Source organism: Micromonospora sp. RV43 (assembly GCF_001029515.1).
GTDB lineage: Bacteria > Actinomycetota > Actinomycetes > Mycobacteriales > Micromonosporaceae > Micromonospora > Micromonospora aurantiaca.
Genome location: NZ_LEKG01000104.1, coordinates 1 through 25,578, shown reverse-complemented (window position 1 = coordinate 25,578; position 25,578 = coordinate 1). Strand labels below are relative to the sequence as shown.

Annotated in this window: 23 protein-coding genes; 6 read left to right on the top strand and 17 right to left on the bottom strand. The window is 72.8% G+C overall.

Annotated features, from left to right (window positions below; translation table 11 throughout):
* Nucleotides 1–3: 3 nt before the first annotated feature.
* Both ABD52_RS23260 and ABD52_RS23255 read right to left on the bottom strand, forming a co-directional pair.
* Nucleotides 4–549: a TIGR00730 family Rossman fold protein gene (locus ABD52_RS23260; protein WP_047893224.1), complete on the bottom strand. Its 546-nt coding sequence runs from the start codon at nucleotides 547–549 to the stop codon at nucleotides 4–6.
* A 3-nt stretch (nucleotides 550–552) separates the two neighbouring features.
* A complete protein-coding gene (locus ABD52_RS23255) occupies nucleotides 553–1,434 on the bottom strand; it encodes a TIGR00730 family Rossman fold protein (RefSeq protein ID WP_041799115.1) in 882 nt (293 codons plus the stop codon).
* A gap of 155 nt (nucleotides 1,435–1,589) precedes the next feature.
* On the opposite strand from ABD52_RS23255, the gene ABD52_RS40280 reads away from it, so the two are divergent.
* Nucleotides 1,590–1,751 carry a hypothetical protein gene (locus ABD52_RS40280; RefSeq protein ID WP_013288426.1) on the top strand — a complete coding sequence of 54 codons (162 nt, stop codon included), beginning with the start codon at nucleotides 1,590–1,592 and terminating at the stop codon, nucleotides 1,749–1,751.
* Nucleotides 1,752–1,799: 48 nt separating this feature from the next.
* On the opposite strand, the gene dapE is transcribed toward ABD52_RS40280, so the two are convergent.
* Nucleotides 1,800–2,873: a succinyl-diaminopimelate desuccinylase gene (dapE, locus tag ABD52_RS23250; RefSeq protein ID WP_030273854.1), complete on the bottom strand. Its 1,074-nt coding sequence runs from the start codon at nucleotides 2,871–2,873 to the stop codon at nucleotides 1,800–1,802.
* Between the two features lie 102 nt (nucleotides 2,874–2,975).
* Here dapE and dapD point away from each other — a divergent pair, with 102 nt between their 5' ends.
* The gene (dapD, locus tag ABD52_RS23245) at nucleotides 2,976–3,935 is read left to right on the top strand and encodes a 2,3,4,5-tetrahydropyridine-2,6-dicarboxylate N-succinyltransferase (RefSeq protein WP_013288428.1); all 960 of its coding nucleotides are present in this window, start codon (nucleotides 2,976–2,978) and stop codon (nucleotides 3,933–3,935) included.
* A 57-nt stretch (nucleotides 3,936–3,992) separates the two neighbouring features.
* On the opposite strand, the gene ABD52_RS23240 is transcribed toward dapD, so the two are convergent.
* On the bottom strand, nucleotides 3,993–7,343 hold the full coding sequence (locus tag ABD52_RS23240; protein ID WP_047893223.1) for a S8 family serine peptidase: 3,351 nt from the start codon (nucleotides 7,341–7,343) through the stop codon (nucleotides 3,993–3,995).
* Between the two features lie 140 nt (nucleotides 7,344–7,483).
* On the opposite strand from ABD52_RS23240, the gene ABD52_RS23235 reads away from it, so the two are divergent.
* Nucleotides 7,484–8,050, top strand: coding sequence for a sugar O-acetyltransferase (locus ABD52_RS23235; RefSeq protein WP_047893222.1), 567 nt, complete (start codon nucleotides 7,484–7,486; stop codon nucleotides 8,048–8,050).
* Between the two features lie 83 nt (nucleotides 8,051–8,133).
* Nucleotides 8,134–10,719 carry a hypothetical protein gene (locus ABD52_RS23230; protein ID WP_047893221.1) on the top strand — a complete coding sequence of 862 codons (2,586 nt, stop codon included), beginning with the start codon at nucleotides 8,134–8,136 and terminating at the stop codon, nucleotides 10,717–10,719.
* Nucleotides 10,720–10,766: 47 nt separating this feature from the next.
* Here the strand turns inward: ABD52_RS23230 and ABD52_RS23225 are convergent, their stop codons facing one another.
* Genes ABD52_RS23225 through fdxA form a run of 5 tightly spaced genes read right to left on the bottom strand, consistent with a single transcriptional unit; the run spans nucleotide 10,767 to nucleotide 14,514 of the window.
* A complete protein-coding gene (locus tag ABD52_RS23225) occupies nucleotides 10,767–11,414 on the bottom strand; it encodes a nucleoside/nucleotide kinase family protein (protein WP_030273846.1) in 648 nt (215 codons plus the stop codon).
* Nucleotides 11,414–12,058 (bottom strand): SIMPL domain-containing protein, encoded by a 645-nt coding sequence (locus tag ABD52_RS23220; RefSeq protein ID WP_013288433.1) that lies wholly within the window; start codon nucleotides 12,056–12,058, stop codon nucleotides 11,414–11,416. The genes ABD52_RS23225 and ABD52_RS23220 overlap by 1 nt, the downstream gene beginning before the upstream one ends.
* A 5-nt stretch (nucleotides 12,059–12,063) precedes the next feature.
* Nucleotides 12,064–13,080 (bottom strand): prephenate dehydrogenase/arogenate dehydrogenase family protein, encoded by a 1,017-nt coding sequence (locus tag ABD52_RS23215; protein ID WP_013288434.1) that lies wholly within the window; start codon nucleotides 13,078–13,080, stop codon nucleotides 12,064–12,066.
* A 1-nt stretch (nucleotide 13,081) separates the two neighbouring features.
* Nucleotides 13,082–14,191 (bottom strand): succinyldiaminopimelate transaminase, encoded by a 1,110-nt coding sequence (dapC, locus tag ABD52_RS23210; RefSeq protein ID WP_013288435.1) that lies wholly within the window; start codon nucleotides 14,189–14,191, stop codon nucleotides 13,082–13,084.
* Nucleotides 14,188–14,514: a ferredoxin gene (fdxA, locus tag ABD52_RS23205; RefSeq protein ID WP_007464872.1), complete on the bottom strand. Its 327-nt coding sequence runs from the start codon at nucleotides 14,512–14,514 to the stop codon at nucleotides 14,188–14,190. Before fdxA ends, dapC begins: the two co-directional genes overlap by 4 nt.
* Nucleotides 14,515–14,593: 79 nt before the next feature.
* On the opposite strand from fdxA, the gene ABD52_RS23200 reads away from it, so the two are divergent.
* Nucleotides 14,594–15,592, top strand: a complete 999-nt coding sequence (locus tag ABD52_RS23200; protein WP_047893220.1) for a GNAT family N-acetyltransferase — start codon at nucleotides 14,594–14,596, stop codon at nucleotides 15,590–15,592.
* 12 nt (nucleotides 15,593–15,604) lie between these two features.
* Here ABD52_RS23200 and ABD52_RS23195 read toward each other — a convergent pair whose 3' ends face one another.
* The 3 genes from ABD52_RS23195 to mshB all read right to left on the bottom strand — a co-directional run bounded on the left by ABD52_RS23195 (nucleotide 15,605) and on the right by mshB (nucleotide 17,570).
* Nucleotides 15,605–16,069: a hypothetical protein gene (locus tag ABD52_RS23195; protein ID WP_013288437.1), complete on the bottom strand. Its 465-nt coding sequence runs from the start codon at nucleotides 16,067–16,069 to the stop codon at nucleotides 15,605–15,607.
* An 86-nt stretch (nucleotides 16,070–16,155) separates the two neighbouring features.
* Nucleotides 16,156–16,650 (bottom strand): hypothetical protein, encoded by a 495-nt coding sequence (locus tag ABD52_RS23190; RefSeq protein WP_013288438.1) that lies wholly within the window; start codon nucleotides 16,648–16,650, stop codon nucleotides 16,156–16,158.
* On the bottom strand, nucleotides 16,647–17,570 hold the full coding sequence (mshB, locus tag ABD52_RS23185) for an N-acetyl-1-D-myo-inositol-2-amino-2-deoxy-alpha-D-glucopyranoside deacetylase (RefSeq protein ID WP_200905228.1): 924 nt from the start codon (nucleotides 17,568–17,570) through the stop codon (nucleotides 16,647–16,649). Before mshB ends, ABD52_RS23190 begins: the two co-directional genes overlap by 4 nt.
* An 85-nt stretch (nucleotides 17,571–17,655) precedes the next feature.
* On the opposite strand from mshB, the gene ABD52_RS23180 reads away from it, so the two are divergent.
* On the top strand, nucleotides 17,656–19,800 hold the full coding sequence (locus ABD52_RS23180) for a prolyl oligopeptidase family serine peptidase (RefSeq protein ID WP_013288440.1): 2,145 nt from the start codon (nucleotides 17,656–17,658) through the stop codon (nucleotides 19,798–19,800).
* An 88-nt stretch (nucleotides 19,801–19,888) separates the two neighbouring features.
* On the opposite strand, the gene ABD52_RS23175 is transcribed toward ABD52_RS23180, so the two are convergent.
* The 5 genes from ABD52_RS23175 to ABD52_RS23155 all read right to left on the bottom strand — a co-directional run.
* On the bottom strand, nucleotides 19,889–21,631 hold the full coding sequence (locus tag ABD52_RS23175) for an ABC transporter substrate-binding protein (RefSeq protein ID WP_013288441.1): 1,743 nt from the start codon (nucleotides 21,629–21,631) through the stop codon (nucleotides 19,889–19,891).
* Between the two features lie 108 nt (nucleotides 21,632–21,739).
* Nucleotides 21,740–22,726 carry an ABC transporter permease gene (locus ABD52_RS23170; RefSeq protein WP_047893218.1) on the bottom strand — a complete coding sequence of 329 codons (987 nt, stop codon included), beginning with the start codon at nucleotides 22,724–22,726 and terminating at the stop codon, nucleotides 21,740–21,742.
* 11 nt (nucleotides 22,727–22,737) lie between these two features.
* Complete coding sequence (locus tag ABD52_RS23165; RefSeq protein ID WP_047893217.1) at nucleotides 22,738–23,745, bottom strand: ABC transporter permease; 1,008 nt, start codon at nucleotides 23,743–23,745, stop codon at nucleotides 22,738–22,740.
* Nucleotides 23,742–24,764: an ABC transporter ATP-binding protein gene (locus ABD52_RS23160; RefSeq protein WP_047893216.1), complete on the bottom strand. Its 1,023-nt coding sequence runs from the start codon at nucleotides 24,762–24,764 to the stop codon at nucleotides 23,742–23,744. Before ABD52_RS23160 ends, ABD52_RS23165 begins: the two co-directional genes overlap by 4 nt.
* Nucleotides 24,761–25,578, bottom strand: an 818-nt coding sequence (locus ABD52_RS23155) for an ABC transporter ATP-binding protein (protein WP_047893215.1), incomplete at its 5' end; no start/stop codon positions are given. The genes ABD52_RS23155 and ABD52_RS23160, both read right to left, overlap by 4 nt.

The following is a 25,578-nucleotide window of genomic DNA, read 5'->3' as shown; positions in this document are numbered from 1 at the left end:
GGGTCAGGTCAGGCGGGTGTCTATCAGGTCCAGGGCGGCGGGGACGCTGTCGGCGACCAGCAGCAGGTCCAGCGCGGCCGGCTTGAGGAACCGCTGCTCACCGAGCCCGCGGATCCAGTCGAGCAGCGGCCGGTAGAAGCCGTCCACGTCGACGATCACCATCGGCTTGGCGTGCAGGGCCAGGGTGGCTGTGGTCCAGACCTCGAACAGCTCGTCGAGCGTGCCGAGCCCGCCGGGCAGCGCCACGAACGCGTCGGACTTCTCGTCCATCAGCGTCTTGCGGCTGGCCAGGCTGTCGGTGACCAGCAGCTCGTCGGAGTCCAGGTCGGCGACCTCCAGGTCGACCAGGGACTGCGGGATGACGCCGACGGTGCGACCGCCGGCCGCCCGCGCGCCCTGCACCACGGCGCCCATCATCCCGACGCAGCCGCCGCCGCTGACCAGCGTGTGGCCGCGCCGGGCCAGTTCCTCACCGGTCTCGATGGCGAGCGCCAGCCAGCGGGCGTCGAGGGTACGGGAGGACGCGCAGAAGACACAGACGTTGGCCACGGGTCAGCTCCGTCCCGCCGGGCCCTCGGGGGCGGCCTCGGCGGCCGCGCGTTGGTCGGCGGCCACCCGGGCGACCGCCTCCTCGCGGACGGCTTCCTGCTCGGCGGAGAGCACCGCCTCGGCCTCCACGATGTGCCGGACCGCCTCGTTGACGTCGTCGGTGAGGCGGATCAGGTCGAGGTCGGCCGGGCCGATCTTGCCCTCGGTGGCCATGGTGCCGCGCAGCCAGTCGAGCAGGCCCTGCCAGTAGTCGGTGCCCATCAGCACGACCGGGAAGCGGGTCACCTTGCCGGTCTGCACCAGGGTGAGCGCCTCGAACAGCTCGTCCAGGGTGCCGAAGCCGCCGGGCAGCACCACGAACGCCTGGGCGTACTTGACGAACATGGTCTTGCGGGCGAAGAAGTAGCGGAAGTCGATGGCCAGGTCGACCCAGTCGTTGAGGCCCTGTTCGAACGGCAGCTCGATGCCGAGCCCGACGGAGAGGCCACCGGCCTCGCCTGCGCCCCGGTTGGCGGCCTCCATCACGCCGGGACCGCCGCCGGTGATCACCGCGTACCCGGCCCGGGCCAGCGCGCCGCCCAGTTCCTCGGCCATCCGGCACTCGGGGCTGTCCGGCTTGCTGCGGGCGGAGCCGAACACGCTCACCGCCGGGGGCAGGTCGGCGAGGGTGTCGAAGCCCTCGACGAACTCGGACAGGATCCGCAGCGCGCGCCAGGCGTCCTTGGTCTTCCAGTCGCTGCGTCCCCGGGAGTCGAGCAGCCGCTGGTCGGCCGTACTCGTCGGAATCGCCCGGTTGCGCAGCGTCACCGCGCCGCGGTGCCGTTCTCCCCGGTGCCGCTCCCCCCGCTGGCCGTGCCCGGCCGACATTCCGCTGCTCTCGCCCATGGGGTCACCGTAGTAGAGCGGCTCCGGCGGGGCGCGCAGGCCCGGGAGCCGAAGAAATCTTTGGGATCCGGGCAACTAATTCGGTCGCACGTACGTCTTACTATTCACATACCCGGTATACCCCGGGCGACGCGCCTTCGGGGGAGGAGCCAGCGTTGATCAGTAACAGCGAGATGATCCGGATCCGCCGTCAGATGCAGCGGCGGATCCGTGACGTGGTGGCCGAGCGCCGCCGCGCCCGGATGATGGAGACCCACCGGTCCGACCTGACCGGCGAGACCGGCGAGGCGGAAGCACCCCTGACGACGACCGTCTGACGGTCCCGGGGTCCGCGAGGCGGGCGCGGACCCCGGGATCGCAGCGCGTCAGGCCGGGGCCAGCCAGCGGTGCAGCGTCGCCGCGCCGTCCCGGATCTTGGTCAGTTCGACGTGCTCGTCCTTGTGGTGCGCCAGGTTCGGGTCGCCGGGGCCGAAGTTCAGCGCCGGAATGCCCATGGCCGCGAACCGCGCCACGTCCGTCCAGCCCAGCTTGCCGATCGGCGCCGCACCGACCGCCGCCAGGAACTCCTGCGCCGCCGGGCTCTCCAGTCCGGGCGGCGCACCGGCCGCCGCGTCGGTGACCTCCAGCTCGAAGCCGGCGAAGACCTCGCGCAGGTGCGCCTCGGCGCCCGCCGGGTCGCGGTCCGGGGCGTACCGGTAGTTGATCTCGATCTCGCAGCGGTCCGGGATGACGTTGCCGGCCACCCCGCCGGTGATCCGCACCGCGTTGAGACCCTCGCGGTAGTCGCAGCCCTCGATCGTCACCCGGCGGGCCTCGTACGTGGTCAGCCGCCGCAGCACCTCGCTCGCGCCGTGGATGGCGTTGACGCCGTGCCAGGAGCGCGCCGCGTGGGCCCGCTCGCCGTGCGTGGTGACCACCGCCCGCATGGTGCCCTGGCAGCCCGCCTCGACGATCCCGTACGTCGGCTCCAGCAGCACCGCGAAGTCGGCCTCCAGCCACTCGGGGTGGCTCTGCGCGACCAGGGTGAGGCCGTTGTACTTCGACTCGATCTCCTCCGCCTCGTAGAAGAAGTACGTGACGTCGTAGCGCGGGTCGGGCAGCGTCACCGCCAGGTGCAGCGCGAAGGCGACCCCGGACTTCATGTCGGAGGTGCCGCAGCCGTACATCAGGTCGCCACGCATGGTCGAGGGGAAGTTGCCGTTGAGCGGAACGGTGTCCAGATGGCCGGCGAGCACCACGCGCTGCGCCCGACCCAGGTCGGTCCGGGCCATGACGGTGTTCGAGTGCCGGTAGGTGGTCAGGTGCGGCACACCGCGCAGCACCTCCTCGACGCAGTCGGCGATGGCCTTCTCGTTGAGGGATACCGACTCGATGTCGACCAGGGCGCGGGTCAGCGCCACCGGATCGGCCAGGACCTCGGGGGTCAACGGGTTCTGCATGTCTCGCACGGTACCGTCATCCTCGGTGGGCGCGAGGAACACGTGCCGCGCCCCCGGCCGCGAGCAGCGGCGGACGCCGCCGCCGGAACGAGAGGTGACACAGTGACGTCCGCACCATCCGCCTGGGGCATCGGCCTGGCCACCGTCACCGCGCAGGACCAGGTGCTCGACACCTGGTACCCGACCGGCAAGCTGGGTCTGGGCGAGCTGCCTCTGGTGCCCGGCGAGGACCGGGCCGACGTGCTCGACCTGCCTCCGGGCGCGATCGGGGAGCGGGCGCTGCCCGGATTGCGCACTGTCGAGGTGACCACTGTGATCGGCTCGCTGGACGACCCGATCAAGGACGCCGCCGACGCGTACCTGCGGTTGCACCTGCTCTCCCACCGCCTGGTGCGGCCAAACGAGCTGAACCTCGACGGCATCTTCGGCAAGCTGGCGAACGTGGCCTGGACGTCGGCCGGGCCGTGCCCGCCGGAGCGGGTGGACGAGCTGCGTGTCATCGAGCGGGCCGCCGGCCGCCACCTGTCCGTGTACGGGGTGGACAAGTTCCCCCGGATGACCGACTACGTGGTGCCGTCGGGGGTGCGGATCGCGGACGCGGACCGGGTCCGGCTGGGCGCGTACCTGTCGTCCGGCACCACCGTGATGCACGAGGGCTTCGTCAACTTCAACGCCGGCACGCTCGGCACCTCGATGGTCGAGGGCCGCATCGTGCAGGGTGTGGTTGTCGGCGACGGTTCCGACATCGGCGGCGGCGCCTCGATCATGGGCACGCTCTCCGGCGGCGGGACCGAGAAGGTGCGCATCGGTGAGCGGAGCCTGGTCGGCGCGAACGCCGGTGTCGGCATCACGCTCGGCGACGACTGCGTGGTGGAGGCCGGCTGCTACATCACCGCCGCCTCGAAGATCACCCTGCCGGACGGCCGGACGGTCAAGGCCCGCGAGCTGTCCGGCGTCGACGGGCTGCTGTTCTGGCGCAACTCGGTGACCGGCGCGCTGGAGGCGAAGCCCCGCACCGGCCAGGGCATCGCGCTCAACGCCGCGCTGCACGCCAACGACTGAGCCGTACCCCCGTCCGGGTCCGCGACGGCGACCGCCGTGCGGACCCGGACGGCCGGCTCACCGCAGGCGGTACGCCTGGATGATCCGCTGGGTCACGGTGTTGCCGGCGTCGTCACGGGCGGTGGCCCGCAGCGACGCGTGCCCCGGGCCGGCCGGGTGCCGGACGGTGGCCGTCCACGCCCCGCCCTGCTTCTTCAGCGCCGCCTTCTGCCAGGTCTTGCCACCGTCGTAGGAGACGTCGACGGTGAGCGCCACGACCCGGCCGGACGGCGCGCCGGGCTGACGCTGCACCGTCACCGGCACGGTGAACGTCCGGCCCGCCGGGGCCGAGCTGTCCGCCGCCAGCGGCGGCGTGAACCGGACCGCCATGGCCGGCAGCCGGGCCGGCACGTCGCCCGGTACCCGCTTGGAGCGGAACGTCCAGCTCGCCGAGACCTCGGTGCTCAGGTCGGTGAAGCCGCGCGTCGCACTGGTCTCCAGCCGGTAGTTCGCCGTTCCCGGCGGCACTGTGAACTCGCCGTAACCCGGGTAGGGCGACTCGTCGACCAGCTTGCCGTTGCGGTAGAGCCGGGTGTGCTCGGTGTCGTTGAGCGAGCCGCCCGGGTGCCCGGCCGCGTCGCTGTGCACCGGCAGCGAGACGATGACGGTGTCGCCGGTACGGGTGATGCCCTGCTCCGGCCACTGCGGCTGCGGGAACGACGGGCCGAACGGGGCCTTGTTCCACTCGTCGCGGTAGCTGTGCCCGGCCCGGTAGCGGGTCGGCACTCGTTCCAGCGCCGCCCGCGGCTCCAGCCAGCCCTCCTCGGCCCGCTCACCGAAGGCCAGCTCGGCGCTCCAGCGGGTCCGGGTGACGCTGAGGTGGTCGATCCGCTTGCCCGGCACCTGGACGGGCAGGACGATCGCCGAGCCGCCCATGTTGTAGTCGCGCTCCGCGTAGACGACCAGTTCGTTGTCCATCCCGGCGTAGCCGGCGGCGAACCGGTTCGTGACGGTGGCCAGGTCGGCCGGCCGGTAGTGCCGGACGAAGCCGGTCGGGAACCGGCCCGGGAACAGGTCGTTCAGGCCGTAGAAGTACGGGCTGCGCTCGGGCGCTGTCGGCTCGGCCCACTGGCTGGCGAGCGCGCCGACGAAGACCTTGTCGGAGACGGTACGGCCGATCTGGGCCGAGTAGAGGCCCTCGAACCTGTCGGTCCACAGCCCGAAGCTGTTGTAGTAGTCGCCGAATCCCCAGGCCGCTGTGAGGTCGATCAGCAGTGGCGCCGCGCCGCGCTGCGGCACCGTGGTGCGGATCGGCTTCGCCCGCCGGGCGTCCAGCGCGAGCCGCTGGTTCCCGGCGACCACCAGTTCCGGCTGGGCGAGGAAGGAGACCTCCGACCAGCCCTGGTCACCGTCGACGAAGATCAGGCTCTGTACGCCGTACCGGCCCTTCGGCACCCGGATCCGGGTCTCGCCGCCGGCGCCGTAGACGTCCCGGTAGGTGCTGTCGTCGAGCCCGAGCAGGACGGTGTAGTAGCCGTCGGTCAGGGCACCGGAGCGGTTGCGGTGGGTCACGGTCAGGTCGTAGCTCTCCACCTCGCGGTCGACAGCGAGCGGGGTCACCACCACCGCGTCGCCGGCGCGGGCGAGCAGGCGGCCGGTCCAGTAGCCGTCGGCGCCGCCGAGCCGGGTGTCAATCACCACTGTCACCTGGGCGCTGCCGCCCGCGGGAACGGTGAGTCGCGAGGTGCTGAGGGTGAGCATGCCGGCCGGCGCGGGCCGGCCGCCCGGTCCGGTGAACTCGGTGCTCAGGTCCAGCGTGAGCGGGGCGGCCCCGCCGTTGCGGTAGGTGACGGTCCGGCTGACCGGCTTGTCGTCGGTGTGCGGCCAGGCCGCCACGCCGAACGAGACGGACGCCGGCTCGCTCGTCACCTGCTGGGTGATCGCGCGGGCGACGTCGACCCGGCCCGCACCCTGCTGGAACGCGGTCTGCTCCGGGTGCGGCTTCGCCGAGGCCATCAGCGTCGCCTTGTAGCGCTCGGGCGTCCAGCCGGGGTGCTGCTGGGCGAGCAGCGCGACCGCGCCGGCCACGTGCGGGGCGGCCATCGACGTGCCGGACAGCGAGGCGTACCGGTCCCCCACCGGGTCGCCGATCTGGCCGTGCGTGGCCCGCGCGGCCACGATCTCCACACCCGGCGCGGTGATGTCCGGCTTGATCGCCCCGTCGCCGACCCGGGGACCGCGGCTGGAGAAGTCGGCGAGCACGTCGTCCCGGTCCACCGCACCGACCGCGAGCGCGGCGTCGGCGGTGGCCGGCGAGCCGACCGAACCGTCGGCGCCGTCGTTGCCGGCGGAGATCACGAACAGCGTCCCGTGCTGCTCGGTGAGCGTACCGACCGCCTGCTCCAGCGGGTCCACCTCCGGGGTGTCGCCGCCGCTGAGGCTCATGTTGACCACAGTGGCGTGCTGCTCGGCCGCGGCCCACTGCATGCCGGCCAGGATGGCCGACTCGGTGCAGCCGTAGACCTCACAGACCTTCCCGGACAGCAGCGTGGCGTCCGGCGCCACGCCCCGGTACTTCCCGCCCGAGGCGGCGCCGCTGCCGGCGATGGTGGAGGCCACGTGCGTGCCGTGCCCGACGATGTCGTCCGGGTCCGCCTCCTCGGTGAAGTTGCGCGACTCGGCGACCTTGCCGGCCAGGTCCGGGTGGCTGAGGTCGACGCCGGTGTCGAGCACCGCGACCCGCACGCCCTTACCGGTCCAGCCGGCGGCCCAGGCGGTCGGCGCGCCGATCTGCGGCACGCTGTGGTCGAGAGTCAGCCGCCGCCGGCCGTCGAGCCAGATCCGGTCGACACCCCCCGCCGCGTCGAGCCGGGCCCCGGAGCGGTCGGCGCTCACCGCCTTCCAGAGCGCGCCGGTGTCGCCCTTGTCGGCGACGACGGCCGCGCCGGTGATCGCCGGCAGGTCGCGGGTCACCCGCGCGCCGGCGAGCGGGGCCGCCGTCCGCCGGGCCACCCCCGGCCGGTACGTCACGAGCAGCGGTACGCTGCCGCGCCGCGCGTCGTCGTACCCGGCCTCGATCAGCCCGCTCACGTCGAACAGGCGCCGGTCGAGCTTGCCGGCGCGGACCAGCGGGAGCGCGTCCTGCGGCATCACGGTGAGCCGGTCGCGCTCCCGCCCGACCAGGAACTGGATGCCGGCGCGGCCGGCGCCGGGGCGTACCGCGGCACGGCCGCCGGGGGCGACTGTGACCCGGTCGCCGGTGATCAGGGTGACGGTGACCGGGCCGGCGCCGGGCTGGGCGGACGGGCCGGCAGGGGCGGACGGGCCGGTCGGCGCGGTGGGCGCGGCGGCCAGCGCGGGCACCGGCAGGCCGAGCGCCAGCGCCAGGCCGAGGCCGAGCGCCGTCATCTTTCTGCGGTTCCGGAGCAACCTTCCTCCTTCGTCGGACGTTTCATCGATGAGAGACACATCGACGCGGGTATCAGGATTGCATACCGCGTATGCATCGGGAAGTCGCCGATCCGACGGAACCGCCGACCCGGTCCCGGGCGGGCCGGGACGATCGAGCAATGACCTCCATGAAGGACCGGATGCTGGCCGGCGAGCAGTACATAGCCGACGACCCCGCGATCATCGCCGATCTTGAGCGCGCGGCCCGGCTCGGCGAACGCTTCAACCGCAGCTCCGCCGACGACCCGGCGGGCCGCCTCGCCGCGCTGCGCGAACTGCTCGGCTCGCTCGGCGACGACGCCTGGGTCCGGCCGCCGCTGTACTGCGACTACGGCTTCCAGACGCACATCGGCCCGCGCACCTTCGTCAACTTCAACGCGGTCCTCCTCGACGTCGCCCGCATCACCATCGGCGCGGACGTCCAGATCGGACCGAACGTGCAGCTGCTCACCGCCACCCACCCGGTGGAGCCGGAGGCGCGCCGGGCCAAGTGGGAGTCGGCCCAGCCCATCACCATCGGTGACAACGTCTGGCTCGGCGGGGGCGTGATCGTGCTGGCCGGGGTGACCATCGGCGAGAACACGGTGGTCGGCGCCGGCGCGGTGGTCACCCGCGACCTACCGGCCAACGTGGTGGCGGTGGGTAACCCCGCTCGCCCGATCAGGAGCCTGGATCAACCGTCCTGAGCTGCGGGAACAACCGCTCCAGCGGATGCGGATTCCTGTCCGGTCACGCACTCTGGGTAGTAGTGCGTTTACCGGGAGGCACAATGGAACGGGTCCTCGAACTGCGGGTGCACGGGGTCTCCAACACCCCGCCGGATCAGCTGCTCGGCCTGACCGCCGGTGTCAACGGTGACGGTGCGCAACCAACACTGGTCGCCGGCGGTCAGACCACCGGCTTCTACCGGTCCAGCACCGCCGGCCGGGACGACCCGATCACGGTCGAGGCGTACAGTTGGGGGCAGTTGACCTCCGGCGCGCGGACCCGGCGGGACGTGGAACGGGCGCTGTGGACGCTGATGCTCCCTTTCGCGCTGGCGAACGTCGCGCTGCACGCCCGCGCCGGCATCCCGCCCGACCCGGACCAGGAACGCTGGGCCAGCCGGTCCGGCATCACCGCCTGGTTGATCCGCCTGTTCTGCCTGAGCCTGACCTGCACGCTCGTCGTCACAGTGACCGGCGTCGGAGTGGACCTGGTCGGCTGGCAGTGCGTGGACGCGGCCTGCCTCGGCCGGCTCCCCGGCCCGTGGGAGTTCCTCGGCGACTCCTGGTGGCGCGAGGGCACCCGGGCGCTCGCGCTGGGGCTGCTGCTGCCGCTGCTCGTGCTGGCCGCGATCGGGCTCGTCGCCTTCCGCACCTACCAGTACGAGGCGCAGATGCCCGCCGACCCGCACCACCACGCGCCGGCCCGGGAGGATGGTGAGCCGGTCGAACGACCGAACCCGCGCGAGCCCCCGCAGAACCCGCTCCAGGACCCGACGTTCTGGAACGGGGAAGGGCAACTGCGCCGGGCCGCCGTGCTGCACCTGTGCACCGGCGCCGTCAGCGCCGCAGCCGTACCGGTCGCCGCGGTGCTGATCATGGATCCGCCGCGCGGCGTACGGGCCGCCGTCGCCTGGCCCACTGTGGCGCTGCTCGCCGCCGTGGTGGTGATCGCCGTGGTAGCGGTCGCCCGTCCCTGGCTGAGCCGACGGCAGGGCGCCACCCCGCTCGGCCGGTGGAGCGCGGCGGTCGCGACGCTCACCGCGCTCGGACTGGTCGGGGCGTTCGTCCTGCTGCTGCTCCCCGACGGGACGGCCGGGCAGCCGCTGTCGGCGTACCGGCCGCCGGACGGGTGCGCGGCGCAACCGGGCACCGCCGGCTGTCGCGCCGACCGGTCACTGCCCGGGTACGACACCGCGATCGCCTGGCTCGTCGCGTACCAGGTGCTGTTGCTGCTCGCCATCGCCGCGGCGAACCGCTCCGGCCGCCGGGCGCTGATCGGACCCGCCACCGGGATGCTGCTGCTGCCGCTCGGCGCGACATGGATCGAACGCGGCCTGCCCGTGCTGCCCGCCGCGCCGGACGAGCTGCACACCTGGATGCTCGTCGGCCCGGCCGTCGCGCTGGCCGCCGCCGGACTGTTCCTGCCCCGTCTGCGGCCGGCGGTGCCGACCCAGCCGCTCGGCGCGTACACCGATCTCGCCTGGCATGGCTGCGCCCCGGCGGTCATCGCCGGGTTCGGCTGGATGATGGCGGTGGCGTACTGCGCCGGGCTGCTCTACTGGGTCAGCGACCGGCTCGACGCGTCGGCCGAGCCGAGCGGCCCGAGCCGGGTCGTGCCGCCACTGGCCGTCTTCTGGGCCGGGCTGGCCTGCGCAATCGGCCTGGCCGCGCTGATCGGGCTGCTGGTCCGGGCCGTCGTCCTGCTGCACCGGCTGCGCCGGGTCGAGTACGCCGGGCTGGCCGCCACGCCCGGTCTGTCTGCGCACGACCTGCGGCGCTGCCGCGACGTCAGCACCTACCGGGCACTGCACCGGCTGGTCGGCGAGCACGCGGTGCGGCTCGTGGGCTGCTACGCCGCGTTCTGCGCGATCCTTGTCACCCTCTGCTGCGCCGCCGCGCTGTCCGGCGAACGGCCCAGCCCGCTGTCCCCGTCCGGCTGGCAGACCGCCATCCACTGGACCGCCGAGCGCGGCGACACCGTCCTCGGCTGGCTGCCGGTGGTGATGGCGGCGCTCGGGCTGCTCGTCTACCGCACCGACTCGGTACGCCGCTCGGTCGGCGTGATCTGGGACGTGTGCACGTTCTGGCCCCGGGCCGCGCATCCGCTCGCGCCGCCCAGCTACGCCGAACGGGCCGTACCGGAACTCCAGACCCGGGTGGCGGGCCTGCTGGCGCTGCCGCCGCACCACGGCGACCGGATGGACGGCGTCATCCTCTCCGGGCACAGCCAGGGCACCGTCATCTGCGCCGCGGTGCTGCTGCAACTGCCCCGCCGGTGGCGGCGACGGACCTGGTTCTTCTCCTACGGCTGCCAGCTCACCCGGCTCTACGGGCGGGTCTTCCCGTCCTACTTCGGGCCGGAACGGCTGCGGGCGCTGGCCGGCGCGCTCACCTGGCCCGGCGGGCACGTGGCCTGGACGAACTTCTGGCGGGACACCGACCCGCTGGGCTGGCAGGTCAGCGCCGGTCAGCGGGACGTGCCGGTGGCCGACCCGGAGGCGCTGCACCCGTCCGGCGGCGAGGTGGCCGACCCGCCCATCCGCAGCCACAGCGGTTATCCGGAGGCGGTGGAGTTCACCCGCGAGCGGGCGGTGGTGTCCCGGCTGCTGCGCCGCACCGTGCCGTCACCCCGGCAGCGGACCGGCTGACCTCGCCCGGCCTCCCGCCCGCGACGGACCGGCGCCCCGGCCCGGCGTCACGCCTGCGGCGGGTCGGCCAGGCGTACCACCAGGTCGGCGTGCCCGGCCGTGCCCGCGACCCGCCGGGCGTTCTCCTCGTCGCTGCCCAGAGCCCACGCGCGGGCCTGCTCCGGCGACTTCCCGTACGCCTCGTGGCGCGCGGTGAGCCGGCGCAGCCGCAGCTCCGCGTCCAGGTCCAGGAACCAGATCTGGTGTACGAGCGTGCGCACCTCCTCCCACGGGTCGTCCCGCAGCAGCAGGTAGTTGCCCTCGGTGACCACCAGGCGCACCTCGGGCGGCACCTCGATCGCCCCGGCGACCGGTTCTTCCAGGTCGCGGCGGAACTCCGGCGCCCACACCGACGTCGGTTCCACCCGGCGCAACCGGCGTAGCGTGGAGACGAAGCCGTTGACGTCGAACGTGTCCGGCGCGCCCTTGCGGTCGGCCCGGCCGAGCCGCGCCAGCGCCGACCCGGCCAGGTGGAACCCGTCCATCGGGACCAGCCGGGCGACCGGGCCGAGCGCGGCCACGATCCGTTCCGCCAGCGTGGACTTGCCCGCGCCGGGCGCGCCCGCGATGCCGAGCAGCTGACGCGGGCCGTCCTCGGCCAGGGCCCGCGCCCGGGCGACGAGTTCGTCGAGCCCGAGCACCTCCGCCTGTGGCATCAGCCCAGCACCGGCTCGCTGATGGTGAACCGCGCCTCGACCGCCGCCTGCACCGGCTGCGGCGCCGGGTCCAGCTCCAGCTCGCGCTCCGGCTCGCCGGAGCGCGAGTACGCCGCCCCGACCATCATCATCGGCGGCCCGGCGCTCATCCCGGTGTCGGACAGCTCGCGCAACGCGATCACCTGGGCGCCGAGCGCCTCGGCGTACTCCCGGGCCCGGACCAGCGCGTCGGCGATCGCGGCCTGCCGCGCCTCCCGGTAGGCCGGGCTGTCCGGACGCAGCGACCACACCGGCCCGGCCACCTCGACCTGCTCCTGGTCGGCCAGGCGGAGCATCAGGTCACCGAGCGCGGTGAAGTCGGTGGTCGTCACTGTGGTGCTCACGCTGCCCTGGTAGGCCACCACCCGCTCGCCGGCGCGCTTCGTCACCGGCCAGACGTGGACCTGGCCGGTCTCCCGGCGCTCCACCACGGGCCCGGCCGCGTCGAGCAACGCGCGCACCGCGGCGGCCCGTTCGGCCAGCCGGGTCAGTGTGGTCTCCCGGTCCCGGTCGCGCGCCACCGCTGTCACGGTGAACCGGGCCAGCTCGGGAGCCACCTCCCGGTACGCCTCACCGCGTACCGCCACGACCGGTGCGTCAGCCATGCCGCTCAGCCTAACGGCGGGGTGGCCGGCAGGTGCCCCATGTAGGTGACCGCGCCGGCCGCCTCCCGCACCTCGCTCAGGTGGCCGCCCGCCGCGCCCAGCTCCCGCAGGTACGCCAGCTCGCCCGCGTGGTCGGCGGCCGCCGGGAACTCCCGCCGGTGCGCGCTGAACACGCGTGCCCGCAGCGTGGAGCGGACGTCCCGCCCCTCGGCGAACCGGTCGGCCAGCGCACCGGCGTCGCCGGCGCGCAGCGCCTCGGTCAGCTCGGTCAGGAACGCGCCGAGCGCGTCCAGCTCGGCGAGCACGCGGTCCCGGTTGCCGAGCAGCATGTTCGCGGTCCGCTCGGGCGGCCCGCCGGCGACCCGGGTGCCGTCGGAGAAGCTGCCGGCGGCGAGCGTCAGCACCGCGTCCCGCAACGCCGACCGGTGCACGGTGCCGGCCAGCGCGCCCGCCAGCACGTGCGGTACGTGCGAGGCGAGCGCGGCAGCGCCGTCGTGCTCCGGGGCGGACATGGGCACCACCCGGGCGTGGAAGACGTCCACCAGCAGCACTGCCAGCCGCCGGAACGCGCCCAGGCCGGTCGGCCCCGGGCAGAGCACCCAGGCGGCGCCGTCGAGCAGGTCCGGACCGGCCGCGGCCGCGCCGGCCCGGTCCGCGCCGGCCATCGGATGGCCCGGCACGAAGCGGTGCCCGAGCCCCTGAACGGTGGCGGCGGTGCTCACCTCGGCCTTGACGCTGCCCACGTCGGTGAGCACGCAGTCGTCGTCGGTCACGGCGGCGACCCGGGCCAGTGTCGTCGGCAGCGTGGGCAGCGGGCCGCAGAGGAACACCACGTCCCGGCCGGTGACCGCCTCCTCGACCGTGTCGGGCGCGTCGACGCCCCGGTCGCGTACCTGCCGGCGGGCCGCCGGATCGGGATCCCAGCCGGCGACGTCGAGCCCGGCGTCGCGCAGCCGCAGCAGCACCGAACCGCCGATCAGCCCGGTGCCGACCACCGCTGCCCGCGCCAGCCCGCCCGCCACGTCAGGCCCCGGCGAGCCGCCCGGCCACCGCGTCCACGTGCTCGTCGGACTCGGTGAGGGCCACCCGGACGTGCCGGGCGCCGGCCGGGCCGTAGAAGACACCGGCGGCCACCAGGATGCCCCGGCGGGCCAGCCGGTCCACGGTCTCCCAGCAGTCCTCGTCCCGGGTGAGCCAGAGGTAGAGCCCGGCCTCCGAGTGCTCGACTGTGAAACCCGCGGCGGTGAACGCCTCGCGCAGCTTCTCCCGCCGGACGCGGTAGCGCTCGCGCTGGGCGTCGGCGTGCTCCTGGTCGCCGAGCGCGGCCACCATGGCGGCCTGCACCGGGGCGGGCACGATCAGGCCCGCGTGCTTACGGATCTTGAGCAGCTCGGCCACCAGCGCCGGATCGCCCGCGACGAACCCGGCCCGGTAGCCGGCCAGGTTGGAGCGCTTGGACAGCGAGTGCACCGCCAGCACACTGTCGTACGAGCCACCGCACACCTCGGGCGAGAGCACCGAGACGGGCTCGGCGTCCCAGCCCAGCGGCAGGTAGCACTCGTCGCTGGCGACCACCGCACCGCGCTCACGCGCCCACTCGACCACCTTGCGCAGGTGGGCGGCGGGCAGCACGCGGCCGGTCGGGTTGCCCGGCGAGTTGACCCAGACCAGGCGGACCCGGGGATCCGGGCCCAGCGCGGTCAGCGAGTCGGTGCGTACCGTCGTCGCGCCGGCCAGCCGGGCCCCGTCCTCGTAGGTCGGGTAGGCCACCGACGGCACCACGACCACGTCACCGGGGCCGAGCCCGAGCAGGGTGGGCAGCCCGGCCACCAGCTCCTTGGAGCCGATCGTCGGCAGCACACCCAGGCCGTCGACGCCCGCGCCGCAGGCCCGCGCGACCCAGCCCGCGATCGCGTTCCGCAGGGCGGGCGTACCGGCGGTCAGCGGGTAGCCCGGTGCGTTGGACGCGTCGGCCAGGGCCTGCCGGATCAGGTCTGGCACCGGGTCGACCGGCGTGCCCATCGACAGGTTGATGAGACCGTCCGGGTGCGCCGCGGCCGTGGCGGCCGCGGCGTCCAGGGTGTCCCAGGTGAAGTCGGGCAGCCGTGCCGAGACCGGCGTGCGCCGGTTCAGTGGCCCTCGCCGCGCGGCGGCTGCGCGGCGACGAAGGTGGCGTCCTTCTCCACCTTGCCGATCTTCGAGGCGCCACCGGGCGAGCCCAGGTCCTCGAAGAACTCGTAGTTGGCCCCGGTGTAGTCCTTCCACTGCTCCGGGACGTCGTCCTCGTAGAAGATCGCTTCCACCGGGCAGACCGGCTCACAGGCACCACAGTCGACGCACTCGTCGGGGTGGATGTAGAGCATCCGGTTGCCCTCGTAGATGCAGTCGACCGGGCACTCCTCGATGCATGCCTTGTCGAGCACATCCACGCACGGCTCGGCGATGATGTAGGTCACCGGTCTTCTCCTCCGCAAGACTCGTCGCGATCAACCGCAACGGTAAGAGCCTAGTATCTCGCCGGGGAGGGGGTCGATCGTGCTCCGACAGCAGGACGTGGGACACCGGATCGTGGTCCGCCGGATTGTGGGGATTCGCGAGGGCCGCACGCTGTTCTCCGACGCGCTCGGCGAGCTCGTGGAGCTGAGCGAGACCCACATCACTCTGTCCACCGACGCCGGGCCGCTGCGCGTACCGGTGGCCGAGGTGCACCGGGCAAAGCGGGTGCCACCGGCCCGGCGGCCCACCGCCGCCGCCGTGGTCGCGCTGGAGCTGGCCGCCGACGAGGCCTGGCCCGCACCGGTACGCGGACGGCTCGGCGACTGGCGGCTGCGCTGGGCCGACGGCTGGACCGGGCGGGCGAACAGCGCGCTACCCGTCGGCGACCCGGACCGCCCGCTGCCCGCCGCGCTGGACGCGGTGCAGCGCTGGTACGCCGAGCGCGGCGGATCCGCCCTGGTGAACACCCCGCTGCCGCTGGCCGCCCCGGTCGGCGCGGAGCTGGACGCACGCGGCTGGACGTCCCGGCCCCCGGTGCTGGTCCAGACCGTCCCGCTGCACACCCTGACCGTGCCGCCCGCTGTTCCGCTGCCGACCTCCACCCCGCTGCCCGCCGACGCCCCCGCCGATGTGCCGCCGGTGACGCTGACGGACGCGCCCGCCGACGACTGGCTGGCGATCGCCGCAGGCCGCAAGGGCGGGCTGCCGGACGCCGCCCGGCAGGTGCTCACCGGGACGCCCCGGGTCCGCTTCGCCGAACTGCGCGAGGACGGCCGGCTGCTCGCGGTCGGGCGGGGCACGGTGACCGGCGCAGGCCGCTGGCTCGGCGTCAGCCTGCTGGAGACGGTGCCGGAGGCACGCCGTCGAGGGCTCGCCGCCACTGTCGTACGCGCCCTGGCCGGCTGGGGCGCCGCCGAGGGCGCCACCCACGCGTTCCTCCAGGTCGAACAGAGCAACAGCGGCGCTGTGGCGCTCTACCGCGGGCTCGGCTTCACCACCCACCACACCTACCTGACCCGGGTCGCCCCGGCGGCCTGAGCGGCGCTCCGGTCAGCGCCGGACGATCCTGCGGGGCCGGGTGCGCTTCATCTCGGCGTACCGCTTGAGCTGGCGGGACCGGTAGTCCCGGCCCAGCGCGGTCAGGATCAGGTAGCCGACCAGCACGCCCGCCGCGGTGGCCGCGAGATAGAGCCAGATCTGGGCGAAGAACAGGCCCGCGCCGCCGCCGAACGGGTTCTCCCCGACCAGCAGCGGACCGACGAACACGGTGAGCGCCAGCGCGACCGCGACCGCGGCGGCCAGGTCGCCGGCCCAGCGGCCCAGCGGCCGGTCGGCGCCCCACCGGAACGCGGTGCCCGCCAGGATCAGGCCGATGACCAGGAACATGGCGAGCGAGACGCGGCCGGAGGCGGTGTCGTCGTCCGGGAACGCGAGTTTGATGACCAGCCGGGCCACCACGTTCACCCCGAACAACGCGGCCGCCAGCACGCCTACCGCACGCCACCGCTGACCCATCGCACGCCTCCCGCCGTACCGCCCGCTCCCTCGGCGGGCCTCCTGGCAGGAATGTCTACCACCGCGAGCTGTGCGGCGTCAGCACCTCACCGTGCGTCGGGCGGCGTCACCAGGTGCCGGAAGCCCAGCACCGCGAACGTGACCGCGCCGGCCACGATCAACGCGAGGCCGAGCACGTTGTCACCGGCGAGCGCCAGATCGCCCTCGACGGTCCGGAAACCCCCCACCACGATCACCAGGAACCACGGCAGCGCGCCGAGCGCCACCGCCCAGCGCGTACCCGTCGACCGGTGGGCGAACCGGCCCAGCAGCACAGTGGTCGCCACCACCGCGACGACGCCGGCAGCCACCAGGCCGACACCGAGAAGCGCCCGCAGCCCGCCGGAGCGGCCCTGCACGGTCTCCCAGGCCCAGGTCGCGAAGATCAGGTCGAGCAGCGCCAGCAGGACGCCGGCCCAGACCGTCACGACGCCGCCGGCCACCCGCAGCGCGCGGTCGAGCACCCGCTCCGCCGGGCTCGGCGTCGCGGCCGTCGGCGGCTGCTCGGGAAGGGTCGACACGGGTACGGCCGGCAGCGTCACCGGAGACCGGCCGCCGCGACCGGGGACCGCTGCGTACCGTCCAGGGCGATCCCGGCGAAGAGGTCGTCCTCCCAGCCGTACGGGCCGGCGCCCGGCCCCTTCTCGCCGACCGCGAGCGTGAAGTATTCGACGCCCATGAACTCGCCGCCGAAGTTGCCGGCGATCGAGTAGAGCCAGGAGTTCGCCGGGATCTGGGTGGCGTGGGCGCGCATCGCCGCCTCCTTGGCGGCGTGCTGGTCGGTGCCGTCGATCCGGGCGGCGATCTCCGCGTCCGGCGTGCCGAACGGCAGCTCGTCGGCGCTCTCGATGCCGGCGAACGGATTGTCCGAGGACTCGGTGAACGTCTCCAGGCCGGCGTCGAGGACGCTGCGCGGCATGGCCGTCCAGTAGACCTTCGCCGGGGCGATCCCCTCGGCCGCGGCCAGCTCCACCGCCCGCATCGCCACCCGGTGCGCCTGGATGTGGTCGGGGTGGCCGTAGAAGCCGTCCGGGTCGTACGTGACGAGAACCTGGGGACGGACCTCGCGGATGACCTCCACCAGGTACCCGGCGGCGGTGTTCAGGTCGGCCTGCCAGAACGCCCGGGGGTGCTCGTTGGTGGCCAGGCCCATCATGCCGGAGTCACGGTAGCGGCCCGCCCCGCCGAGGAACCGGTGGTCGGTCACGCCGAGCGCGGCGCAGGCGGCCGCCAGCTCGCCGATCCGGTAGCCGCCGAGCTGGTCCGCCTCGGCCGCGCAGAGCTGCGCCAGGGCCGGGACGTGGATCTCGCCCTCCTCGCCCAGCGTGCAGGTCACGAGCGTGACGTGGGCACCGGTGGCGGCGTAGTGCGCCATCGTCGCGCCGGTGCCGATCGACTCGTCGTCGGGATGCGCGTGGACCAGCAGAAGGCGTCGGTCGGGCAGGGTCGTCACGCCCGTCACTCTAACCGGCGGTCCTGCCCGCTCGACGGTGATGCGTCCGCCCAGGTCGGCCACATCACCTCCGGCGCCCGCCTACTCTGCAGGCGTGGACTTTCCCGAGCTGGCCGCCCGTACCCGTCGGTTCAGCCACGGGGCGCCGCGCGCCGTCACCGTCGCGGGCGACGGCGCCCGGGTGATCTTCCTGCGTTCCGCGGGACCGGAGGACCCGGCCGACGCGCTCTGGCTGCTCGACGTCGACAGCGGCGAGGAACGACTGGTCGCGGACCCGGCGGTGCTGCTGGGCACGGACGCCGAGCCGGCCCGCCTCGCTCCCGGGGAACGGGCGCTGCGCGAGCGGTTGCGGCTCAGCTCCGGCGGCATCGGCTCGTACGCGCTGGACTCGGCCGGCCGGGTCGCCGCGTTCGCGCTGGCCGGGCGGCTGTTCCGGGCCGACCTGGTGCACGGCGACGTGATCGAGGTGGCAGCGATCGGGCCGGTGATCGACCCGCGGCCCGACCCGGCCGGTGAGCGGCTGGCGTACGTCACCGACGCCGCCGAGGGGGTGCGCCGGGGTCAGTTGCGGGTGGTGGAGCCGGACGGTACGGACAACCTGCTCGCCGGTGAGGACAGCGGCGTCACCTGGGGTCTGGCCGAGCACATCGCGGCCGAGGAGTTCCACCGCTACCGGGGCTACTGGTGGGCGCCGGACGGGCGCAGCGTGCTGGCCGCCCGGGTCGACGAATCACGCCTGGAACGCTGGTACCTGCACGACCCGGCCGACCCGGCGAGCCCGCCGACGTCGCTCGCGTACCCCGTGGCGGGTGGGCCGAACGCGGAGGTGAGCCTGCACCTGCTCGACCTCGACGGCGGCTGGGTCGACGTGCACTGGGACCGCGAGACCTATCCGTACCTGAGTTCGGTGGACTGGACCGAGGGCGGGCCGCTGATCACCGTGCTGCGCCGCTCGCAGCAGCACGGCCTGGTGCTCGCGGTGGACCCGCGCACCGGGGAGACGCAGGTGCACGCCGAGCTGGCCGACCCGCGCTGGGTGGAGCCGATCCCCGGCACCCCGGCGCACCTGCCCGACGGGCGGGTCCTGGTCGGCGGCGAGCTGGCCCACGACGGGTACGACGCGCGTTGCCTGTTCGCCGACGGCACGCTGCTCACCCCGCCGTCGCTGTACGTGCGGCGGGTGGTCGGGCGGCTGCCGAACGGCCCGAACGCGGCGGCCGACCTGCTGGTGGAGGCGAGCGAGGGCGAACCGAGCCAGCGTCACCTCTACCGGGTGCGCACCACGATCGGCGGCGGCATGGACGCCCGCCGGATGGGCAGCGACCCCGGCTGGCACACCGCCTCGATCGGCGGGTCGACGCTGGCGGTGGGCATCGCGTCGCTGGAGCATGCCGGCGTCCGCTGGCGGGTGTGGCACGGCGACCGCGAGGTCGGTGAACTGCGCTCGTTCGCCGCCACCTGCTCGTACGCGCCGCGGCCGACAATGGTCCGGGTGACCGACCGGCGGCTGCCCAGCGCCGTGCTCTACCCGGCCGAGCACGTCAAGGGCACCCGGCTGCCGGTGCTGCTGGACGTGTACGGCGGCCCCGGCCACCAGGAGGTGGTCGCGGCCCGCAGCGTCTGGCTGGAACGGCAGTGGTGGGCCGAGCAGGGCTTCGCGGTGGTCACCATCGACAACCGGGGTACGCCGGGCATCGCGCCGTCGTTCGAGAAGGCGATCCACAGGCGGGTCGCCGACGTGATCCTCACCGACCAGGTGGACGCGCTCACCGCGCTCGCCGACAAGCACCCGGATCTGGACCTGGGACGGGTGGCGGTGCGCGGCTGGTCGTTCGGCGGCTGGCTGGCCGGGCTCGCGGTGCTGCGGCACCCGGAGTTGTTCAAGTGCGCGATCGTCGGCGCGCCGGTCACCGACTGGGCGCTGTACGACACCGCGTACAGCGAGCGCTACCTGGGCATGCCGGACGACGGGATGGACGTGTACGCCCACCACTCGCTGGTCGAGCTGGCCGCAGAGCCGCTCGGCGATCCGGCGCAGGCCCGGCCGATGCTGCTGGTGCACGGCCTGGCCGACGACAACGTGCTGGCCGCGCACACGCTGCGGCTGTCCGCGGCGCTGCTGGCGACGGGCCGCCCGCACGCGGTGCTGCCGCTGACCGGCGCGAGCCACCTGGCCGCCGGCGGCGTGTCCGAGCGCCTGCTCCGGCTGGAGCTCGACTTCCTCCGCCGCTACTTGTAAGGAAGGGCCCCCTTTTAACGCCTGCGGTAGAGGAAGGGCCCCTTGTTAACGCGAGGCGTTAACAAGGGGCCCTTCCTTCACCTACGGGCTACTGCTTGACGTACGCGTTGACGAAGTTCGGGTAGCCGAACACGGAGGAGATGAACACCCCGCCCGCCTTGGAGCCGTGCACGTTGTACGCCACGTCCACGTAGAGCGGCACCACAGGAGCGTGCTCCTTCATGATCCGCTCGTCGAGCTTGCCCCACTCCGGGCCCTGCTCGGACGGCGGCAGCGCCAGGATCCGGTCCATCTCGGCGTTGATCGCGTCGTCGTTGAAGTACGACTGGTTGCTGTTGCCCTCGGCCTTGATGGTCCGGCCGTCGTAGAGCACCGGCAGGATCGACGCGCCGCTCGGCCAGTCCGCCGCCCAGTTACCGATGTACAGGTCCCAGGGGTTGTTCTTCTTCTTGACCTCGTCCAGCTTCGCGTCGTCCGGGATGTTCCGGACGGTGATCTTGAAGCCGGCACGCTCCAGGTTGCCCTTGAGCTGGACCGCCTCCGCCTGCTCGGTCGTGTTGTCGGCGACGCCGAGGACCAGCTCGGGCGTCTGGCCGCCGAGCAGTTCCTTGGCCTTCTCCACGTTGCCGTTTGCGCCGGCCGGGTACGCGTCGTACGCCTTGTAGCCGATGGTCGACGGCGGCATCAGCGTGGTGATCGGCTGCGCGACGGTCTGGCCGCCGAGCGCCTTGACCAGGCCCTCGCGGTCGATCGCGTAGTTGAGCGCCTGGCGGATCTTCAGGTCCTTGACCCGCTGGGTGTTGATCACGAGCTGGTTGGCGCTCGGGGTCGGGGACAGCAGCGTCCGGGACTTCAGCGCCGGGTCACCGGCGACCTTGGCCACGAGCGAAGCAGGCACCGAGTTGAACGCCAGCGCGCTCTGGTCGGCGCCGTTGTCCGCGATCACCCGGTTGTTGGCGGCGTCGGCGGTCGGCCCGAAGCTCCACACGAACTGGTCCGGGTACTGGTGCCGCACCGGGTCGGTCTTCGCGTCCCAGTTCGGGTTGCGGTCGAGCGTGAGCTGGACCCCGACCTGGTTCTTCGCGATCTTGTACGGGCCGGACGAGAACGGCTTCTGGTCCAGGTTGACCCCGGTGTCCTTCTCCGGCTTGAGCGGCGCCGTGGTGGGCAGCGAGACCGCGAACGGCAGGTCGCAGCGCGGCTTGGCGAACTCGAAGCGCAGCGTCTTGTCGTCCGGCGTGGTCAGGCCCGGCGGCAGCGACGTCTTGTTCTTCTTGAAGTCCCACTTGGTGTCGTACTGCGCGGTGTCGGCCAGCCACTCCTGGATGTAGGTGGGGCCGCCGGTGAGGTCCGGGTCGAAGGAGCGGGCGATGCCGTACGCGATCTCCTTCGAGGTGATCGGGCTGCCGTCCTCGAACTTCACCCCGTCCTTGATGGTGAATTCCCAGACCTTGCAGTCGTTGTTGACGTTCTTGCCCGGCGTCTCGGCCAGGTCACCCACGAGGACCAGGCCACCCTTGCCGTCGTCCTTCCAGGTGGTCAGGTAGCGGGCGAAGAGCGGGTTGGCCATCAGACCGGCGAACGAGTACGTCCGCTGCGGGTCCAGGTGGGAGATGGGGGTCTCCCGGATGATGGTGAACGTCCCGCCCTTGGCCGCGCCGTCGATCTCGGCGGCCGGTCCCTGCGAGTCCTTGGGGTCGGTCGCGATGACCCCGGTCTGCTGCCGGTTGCCGTCCACCTTGGTGCCTTCGCCCGTGTTCTCCGAGCAGGCACCGAGTGCCACAACCAGTGCGATGGCGCCGCCAGCGGCGGCCGCTGCGCGTGGTCGCATGTCCTACCTCCTCCACCCGTGCGCCGAGCGCATCCGCCGACGTCCCGAGGATCGTAAAGAAGAAAAGCTACGAGTTGGATAACAGTTGTCGATAAATTTCGTCGCGGTTCAGCCGAGCCGTACCCGCGGGTCGATCACCGCGTAGAGCAGGTCCACCACCACGTTCGCCAGGACCACGAAGACCGCCGCGATCAGCACGGTCGCCATGATCGTCGGCAGGTCGCCCGAGCGGACCGCGTCCACAGCGGTACGCCCCATCCCGTTCAGACCGAATGTCGTCTCGGTGATCACCGTGCCGCCCAGCGCTCCGCCCACGTCCAGACCGGCGATGGTCACCACCGGTGTGATCGCGGCGCGCAGTGCGTGCCGGCCGTACACCTTGCGTTTGGCCAGGCCCTTCGCCCGCGCGGTCCGGACGAAGTCCTCCGAGAGCGTCTCCAGCATCTGCGCCCGGGACAGTCGCGCGTAGATCGCGGAGAAGAGGAACGCCAGCGCCACCCACGCCAGCACCAGCCCGCTCGTCCACTTCAACGGATTGTCGAACAACGAGGTGTAGCTGGGCACCGGCAGCAGGCGCAGGTTGTAGACGAAGACGATGAGCAGCACCGCGCCGACGAAGTAGAGCTGCAACGAGGCGCCGGTGAGCGAGAAGCCGATCGCCGCCCGGTCCAGCCAGCTGCCCCGGCGCAGCGCCGAGAGCATGCCCAGGCCGACGCCGAGCAGCAGCCACAGGATCGCCGCCGGGATGACGATGCTCAGCGTCACCGGCAGCACCCGGGCGATGGTGTCCGAGACCGCCTCGTTCGACACGTACGACCAGCCGAGGCAGGGGGCGTCGCACCGGCCGCCCTGGGCGCTGCCCAGGTCCCGGCCGGTGAAGATGCCCTTCATGTAGCCGGCGTACTGGCTGATCAGCGGATCACGCAGGCCCAGCTCCTGGCGGACCCGCTCCAGTCGCTCCGGGTTGCAGTTCTTCGGGCACATGCCGGTGACCGGGTCGCGGGGTAGCGCGAAGAACATCAGGAAGCTGAGCACGCTCACCGCGAACAGCGTGAGCGCGGCGGACAGCAGCCGGCGGATGAAGAATCGCGTCATGGGCCGGCCTCCTACCGGGACGACTTCGGGTCGAGCGCGTCGCGCAGCGCGTCACCGAAGAGGTTGAAGGCGAACACGAGCGCGAAGATGGTGATGCCCGGGAAGAAGACGTACGCCGGGTCGGTCTGCAGGTAGTCGAGACTGCGGTAGATCATGCGGCCGAAGCTCGGCGTCTCGTCGGTGAGGCCGACGCCGATGAACGACAACGCGGCCTCGCTGGTGATGTACTGCGGCACCGCCAGCGAGAAGGCGACCAGGATCGGCGCCCAGGCGTTCGGCAGCAACTGGCGGAACAGCATGTGCCCGAGGCCCGCGCCGCTGGCCCGCGCCGCCTCCACGAACTCGCGTTCGCGCAGCGCGATGATCTGACCCCGGACCAGCCGGGCCGTACCGGTCCAGCCGAACAGGGCGAAGATCGCGATGAGCACACCGATCTGGAAGTACGCCGGCACGGCCTCGCGCTGTCCGTAGAAGCGCAGCGCGACGGTCGGCATCAGGGCCAGCGCGATGATCAGGAACGGCATGGCCAGGGTCAGGTCGGTGATCCAGTTGATCACCGTGTCCAGCCAGCCGCCCAGGTAACCGGCGAGCGTCCCGAGCGTCACACCGATCACCGCGGTCAGCACGGCCGCCGCGAACGCGATGAACAGCGACGTCCGCAGCCCGTGCACCATCCGGATGAAGATGTCCCGGCCGAGACCGGGTTCCAGGCCGAACCAGTGCTCACCGGTCACGCCGCCGGCGTAGCCCAACGGCATGCCGTAGCCGTCGAGGCGGCTCTGGAACTGCTCCTTCGGCCCTACCCCGTACAGCGCCTCGATGAGCGGCACGGCGAGCGCGACGAGCATGAAGAACGCCAGCAGGCCGCCGCTGATCAGCGCGGTGCGGTCCCGCTTGAGCCGCGCGAGGGCGAGCTGGCCGGGTGACCGGCCGACGAACTCCTTCTTACCGCTCTCGTCGCCCTCGCCGGGCGACTCGATCTCGGCGAGCGCGACGCCCTCGACCGGCGACAGGCTCATTGGGACACCTCCACGGGTTCGCCGGTCGGCACGCCGACCGGTCCGCTCTCCGGGTAGTGGCAGGCGGCGAGCTGCCGGCCGTCGTCCCGGGTGACGAGCGCCGGTTCTTCGGTGGCGCACCGGTCGGTGGCCTTCCAGCAGCGGGTACGGAAGCGGCAGCCCGACGGCGGGTTGAGTGGCGTGGGCACGTCTCCGGTGAGACGGATCCGTCCGGCGGGCCCGAGCGTGGTGACGTCCGGGATCGCCGACAGCAACGCCCGGGTGTACGGGTGCTGCGGCCGCGTGTAGATATCGTCGCGGTCGCCGATCTCGACGATCTTGCCGAGGTACATGACGGCGACGCGGTGGCAGAAGTGCCGCACGACGGCGAGGTCGTGGGCGATGAACACGAACGCCAGGTCCAGGTCGCGTTGCAGGCTGCGCAGCAGGTTGATGACCTGCGCCTGGATCGACACGTCGAGGGCGGAGACGGGTTCGTCGGCGACGATGAGTTTGGGTTTGAGGGCGAGGGCGCGGGCGATGCCGATGCGCTGGCGTTGCCCGCCGGAGAACTCGTGCGGATACCTGTTGTAGTGCTCCGGATTCAGGCCCACGAGTTCCAGCAGCTCCTGGACCCGCTTCTTGACGCCGCCGGGTGGGGTGATGCGGTTGACCTGCAACGGCATGGCCACGATCCGCCCGACGGTGTGGCGGGGGTTCAGCGACGCGTACGGGTCCTGGAAGATGATCTGCAGGTCCTGCCGCAACCCGCGCAGCTCACCACGTTTCGCGTGGGTGATGTCCCGCCCCGCGAAGGTGATCGACCCGGCGGTGGGCTCCAACAGCCGCACGAGCATCCGCCCGGTCGTGGTCTTCCCGCACCCCGACTCCCCCACCAGCCCGAGGGTCTCGCCGGGGCGCACGTCGAAGTCCAGCCCGTCCACCGCCCGCACCGCACCCGTGGTGCGCAGGCCCTGCCGGACGGGGAAGTGTTTGGTCAGGCCGCGTACCGACAGCAGCGGCTCGGTCTCGGTGCTCATCGGGCCACCCCCACCTGGGCTACCTCGTCGCGGTAGATCCGCTCCCGGTCCCCCGCCGACAGATGGCAGGCGACCAGGTGACCCGGCGCTCCGGCCTCCCGCAGCTCGGGCACCTCGGCGCGGGACCGGTCGCCGTTCACGTCGGCCCACCGGCACCGCGGATGAAACGCACACCCCAACGGCAGGTTGATCAACGACGGCGGGTTACCCGGAATCGGCAACAGGTCCGCGTCCGCGTCACCGTGCAACGACGGCACGCTCGACAACAACCCCCACGTGTACGGATGCTGCGGCGCCCGCAACACCCGCTCCACACTCCCGTGCTCCACCGCCCGGCCCGCATACATCACCAACACGTCATCAGCCACCTGCGACACCACACCCAGGTCATGGGTGATCAACACGATCGCCGACCGGAACTCCTCCTGCAAATCGGCAAGCAGATCCAGGATCTGCGCCTGCACCGTCACGTCCAGGGCCGTCGTCGGCTCATCCGCGATCAGCAGATCCGGATCATTAACCAACGCCATCGCGATCATCGCCCGCTGCCGCATCCCACCCGAGAACTCATGCGGATACTGATCGAACCGCCGCGCCGGCTGCGGAATCCCCACCCGGCCCAGCATGTCCACCGCCCGGCTGCGGGCCTCGCGTCTGCCGGCCTTCGGATGATGCACCCGGTACGCCTCAGCGATCTGCTTCCCCACCGAGTAGTAGGGGTGCAACGCCGACAACGGATCCTGGAAGATCATCGCCATGTCCCGGCCCCGCAGCCGCCGCACCTCCTCCTCACCCAACCCCACCAGCTGACGCC

Coding starts and splice junctions, on each gene's coding strand:
- ABD52_RS23255 (WP_041799115.1), bottom strand. CDS start 1,434: ATGGGCGAGAGCAGCGGAATGTCGGCCGGGCACGGCCAGCGGGGGGAG.
- dapE (WP_030273854.1), bottom strand. CDS start 2,873: ATGCAGAACCCGTTGACCCCCGAGGTCCTGGCCGATCCGGTGGCGCTG.
- ABD52_RS23235 (WP_047893222.1), top strand. CDS start 7,484: ATGACCTCCATGAAGGACCGGATGCTGGCCGGCGAGCAGTACATAGCC.
- ABD52_RS23230 (WP_047893221.1), top strand. CDS start 8,134: ATGGAACGGGTCCTCGAACTGCGGGTGCACGGGGTCTCCAACACCCCG.
- ABD52_RS23225 (WP_030273846.1), bottom strand. CDS start 11,414: ATGCCACAGGCGGAGGTGCTCGGGCTCGACGAACTCGTCGCCCGGGCG.
- ABD52_RS23220 (WP_013288433.1), bottom strand. CDS start 12,058: ATGGCTGACGCACCGGTCGTGGCGGTACGCGGTGAGGCGTACCGGGAG.
- ABD52_RS23195 (WP_013288437.1), bottom strand. CDS start 16,069: ATGGGTCAGCGGTGGCGTGCGGTAGGCGTGCTGGCGGCCGCGTTGTTC.
- ABD52_RS23175 (WP_013288441.1), bottom strand. CDS start 21,631: ATGCGACCACGCGCAGCGGCCGCCGCTGGCGGCGCCATCGCACTGGTT.
- ABD52_RS23170 (WP_047893218.1), bottom strand. CDS start 22,726: ATGACGCGATTCTTCATCCGCCGGCTGCTGTCCGCCGCGCTCACGCTG.
- ABD52_RS23165 (WP_047893217.1), bottom strand. CDS start 23,745: ATGAGCCTGTCGCCGGTCGAGGGCGTCGCGCTCGCCGAGATCGAGTCG.
- ABD52_RS23160 (WP_047893216.1), bottom strand. CDS start 24,764: ATGAGCACCGAGACCGAGCCGCTGCTGTCGGTACGCGGCCTGACCAAA.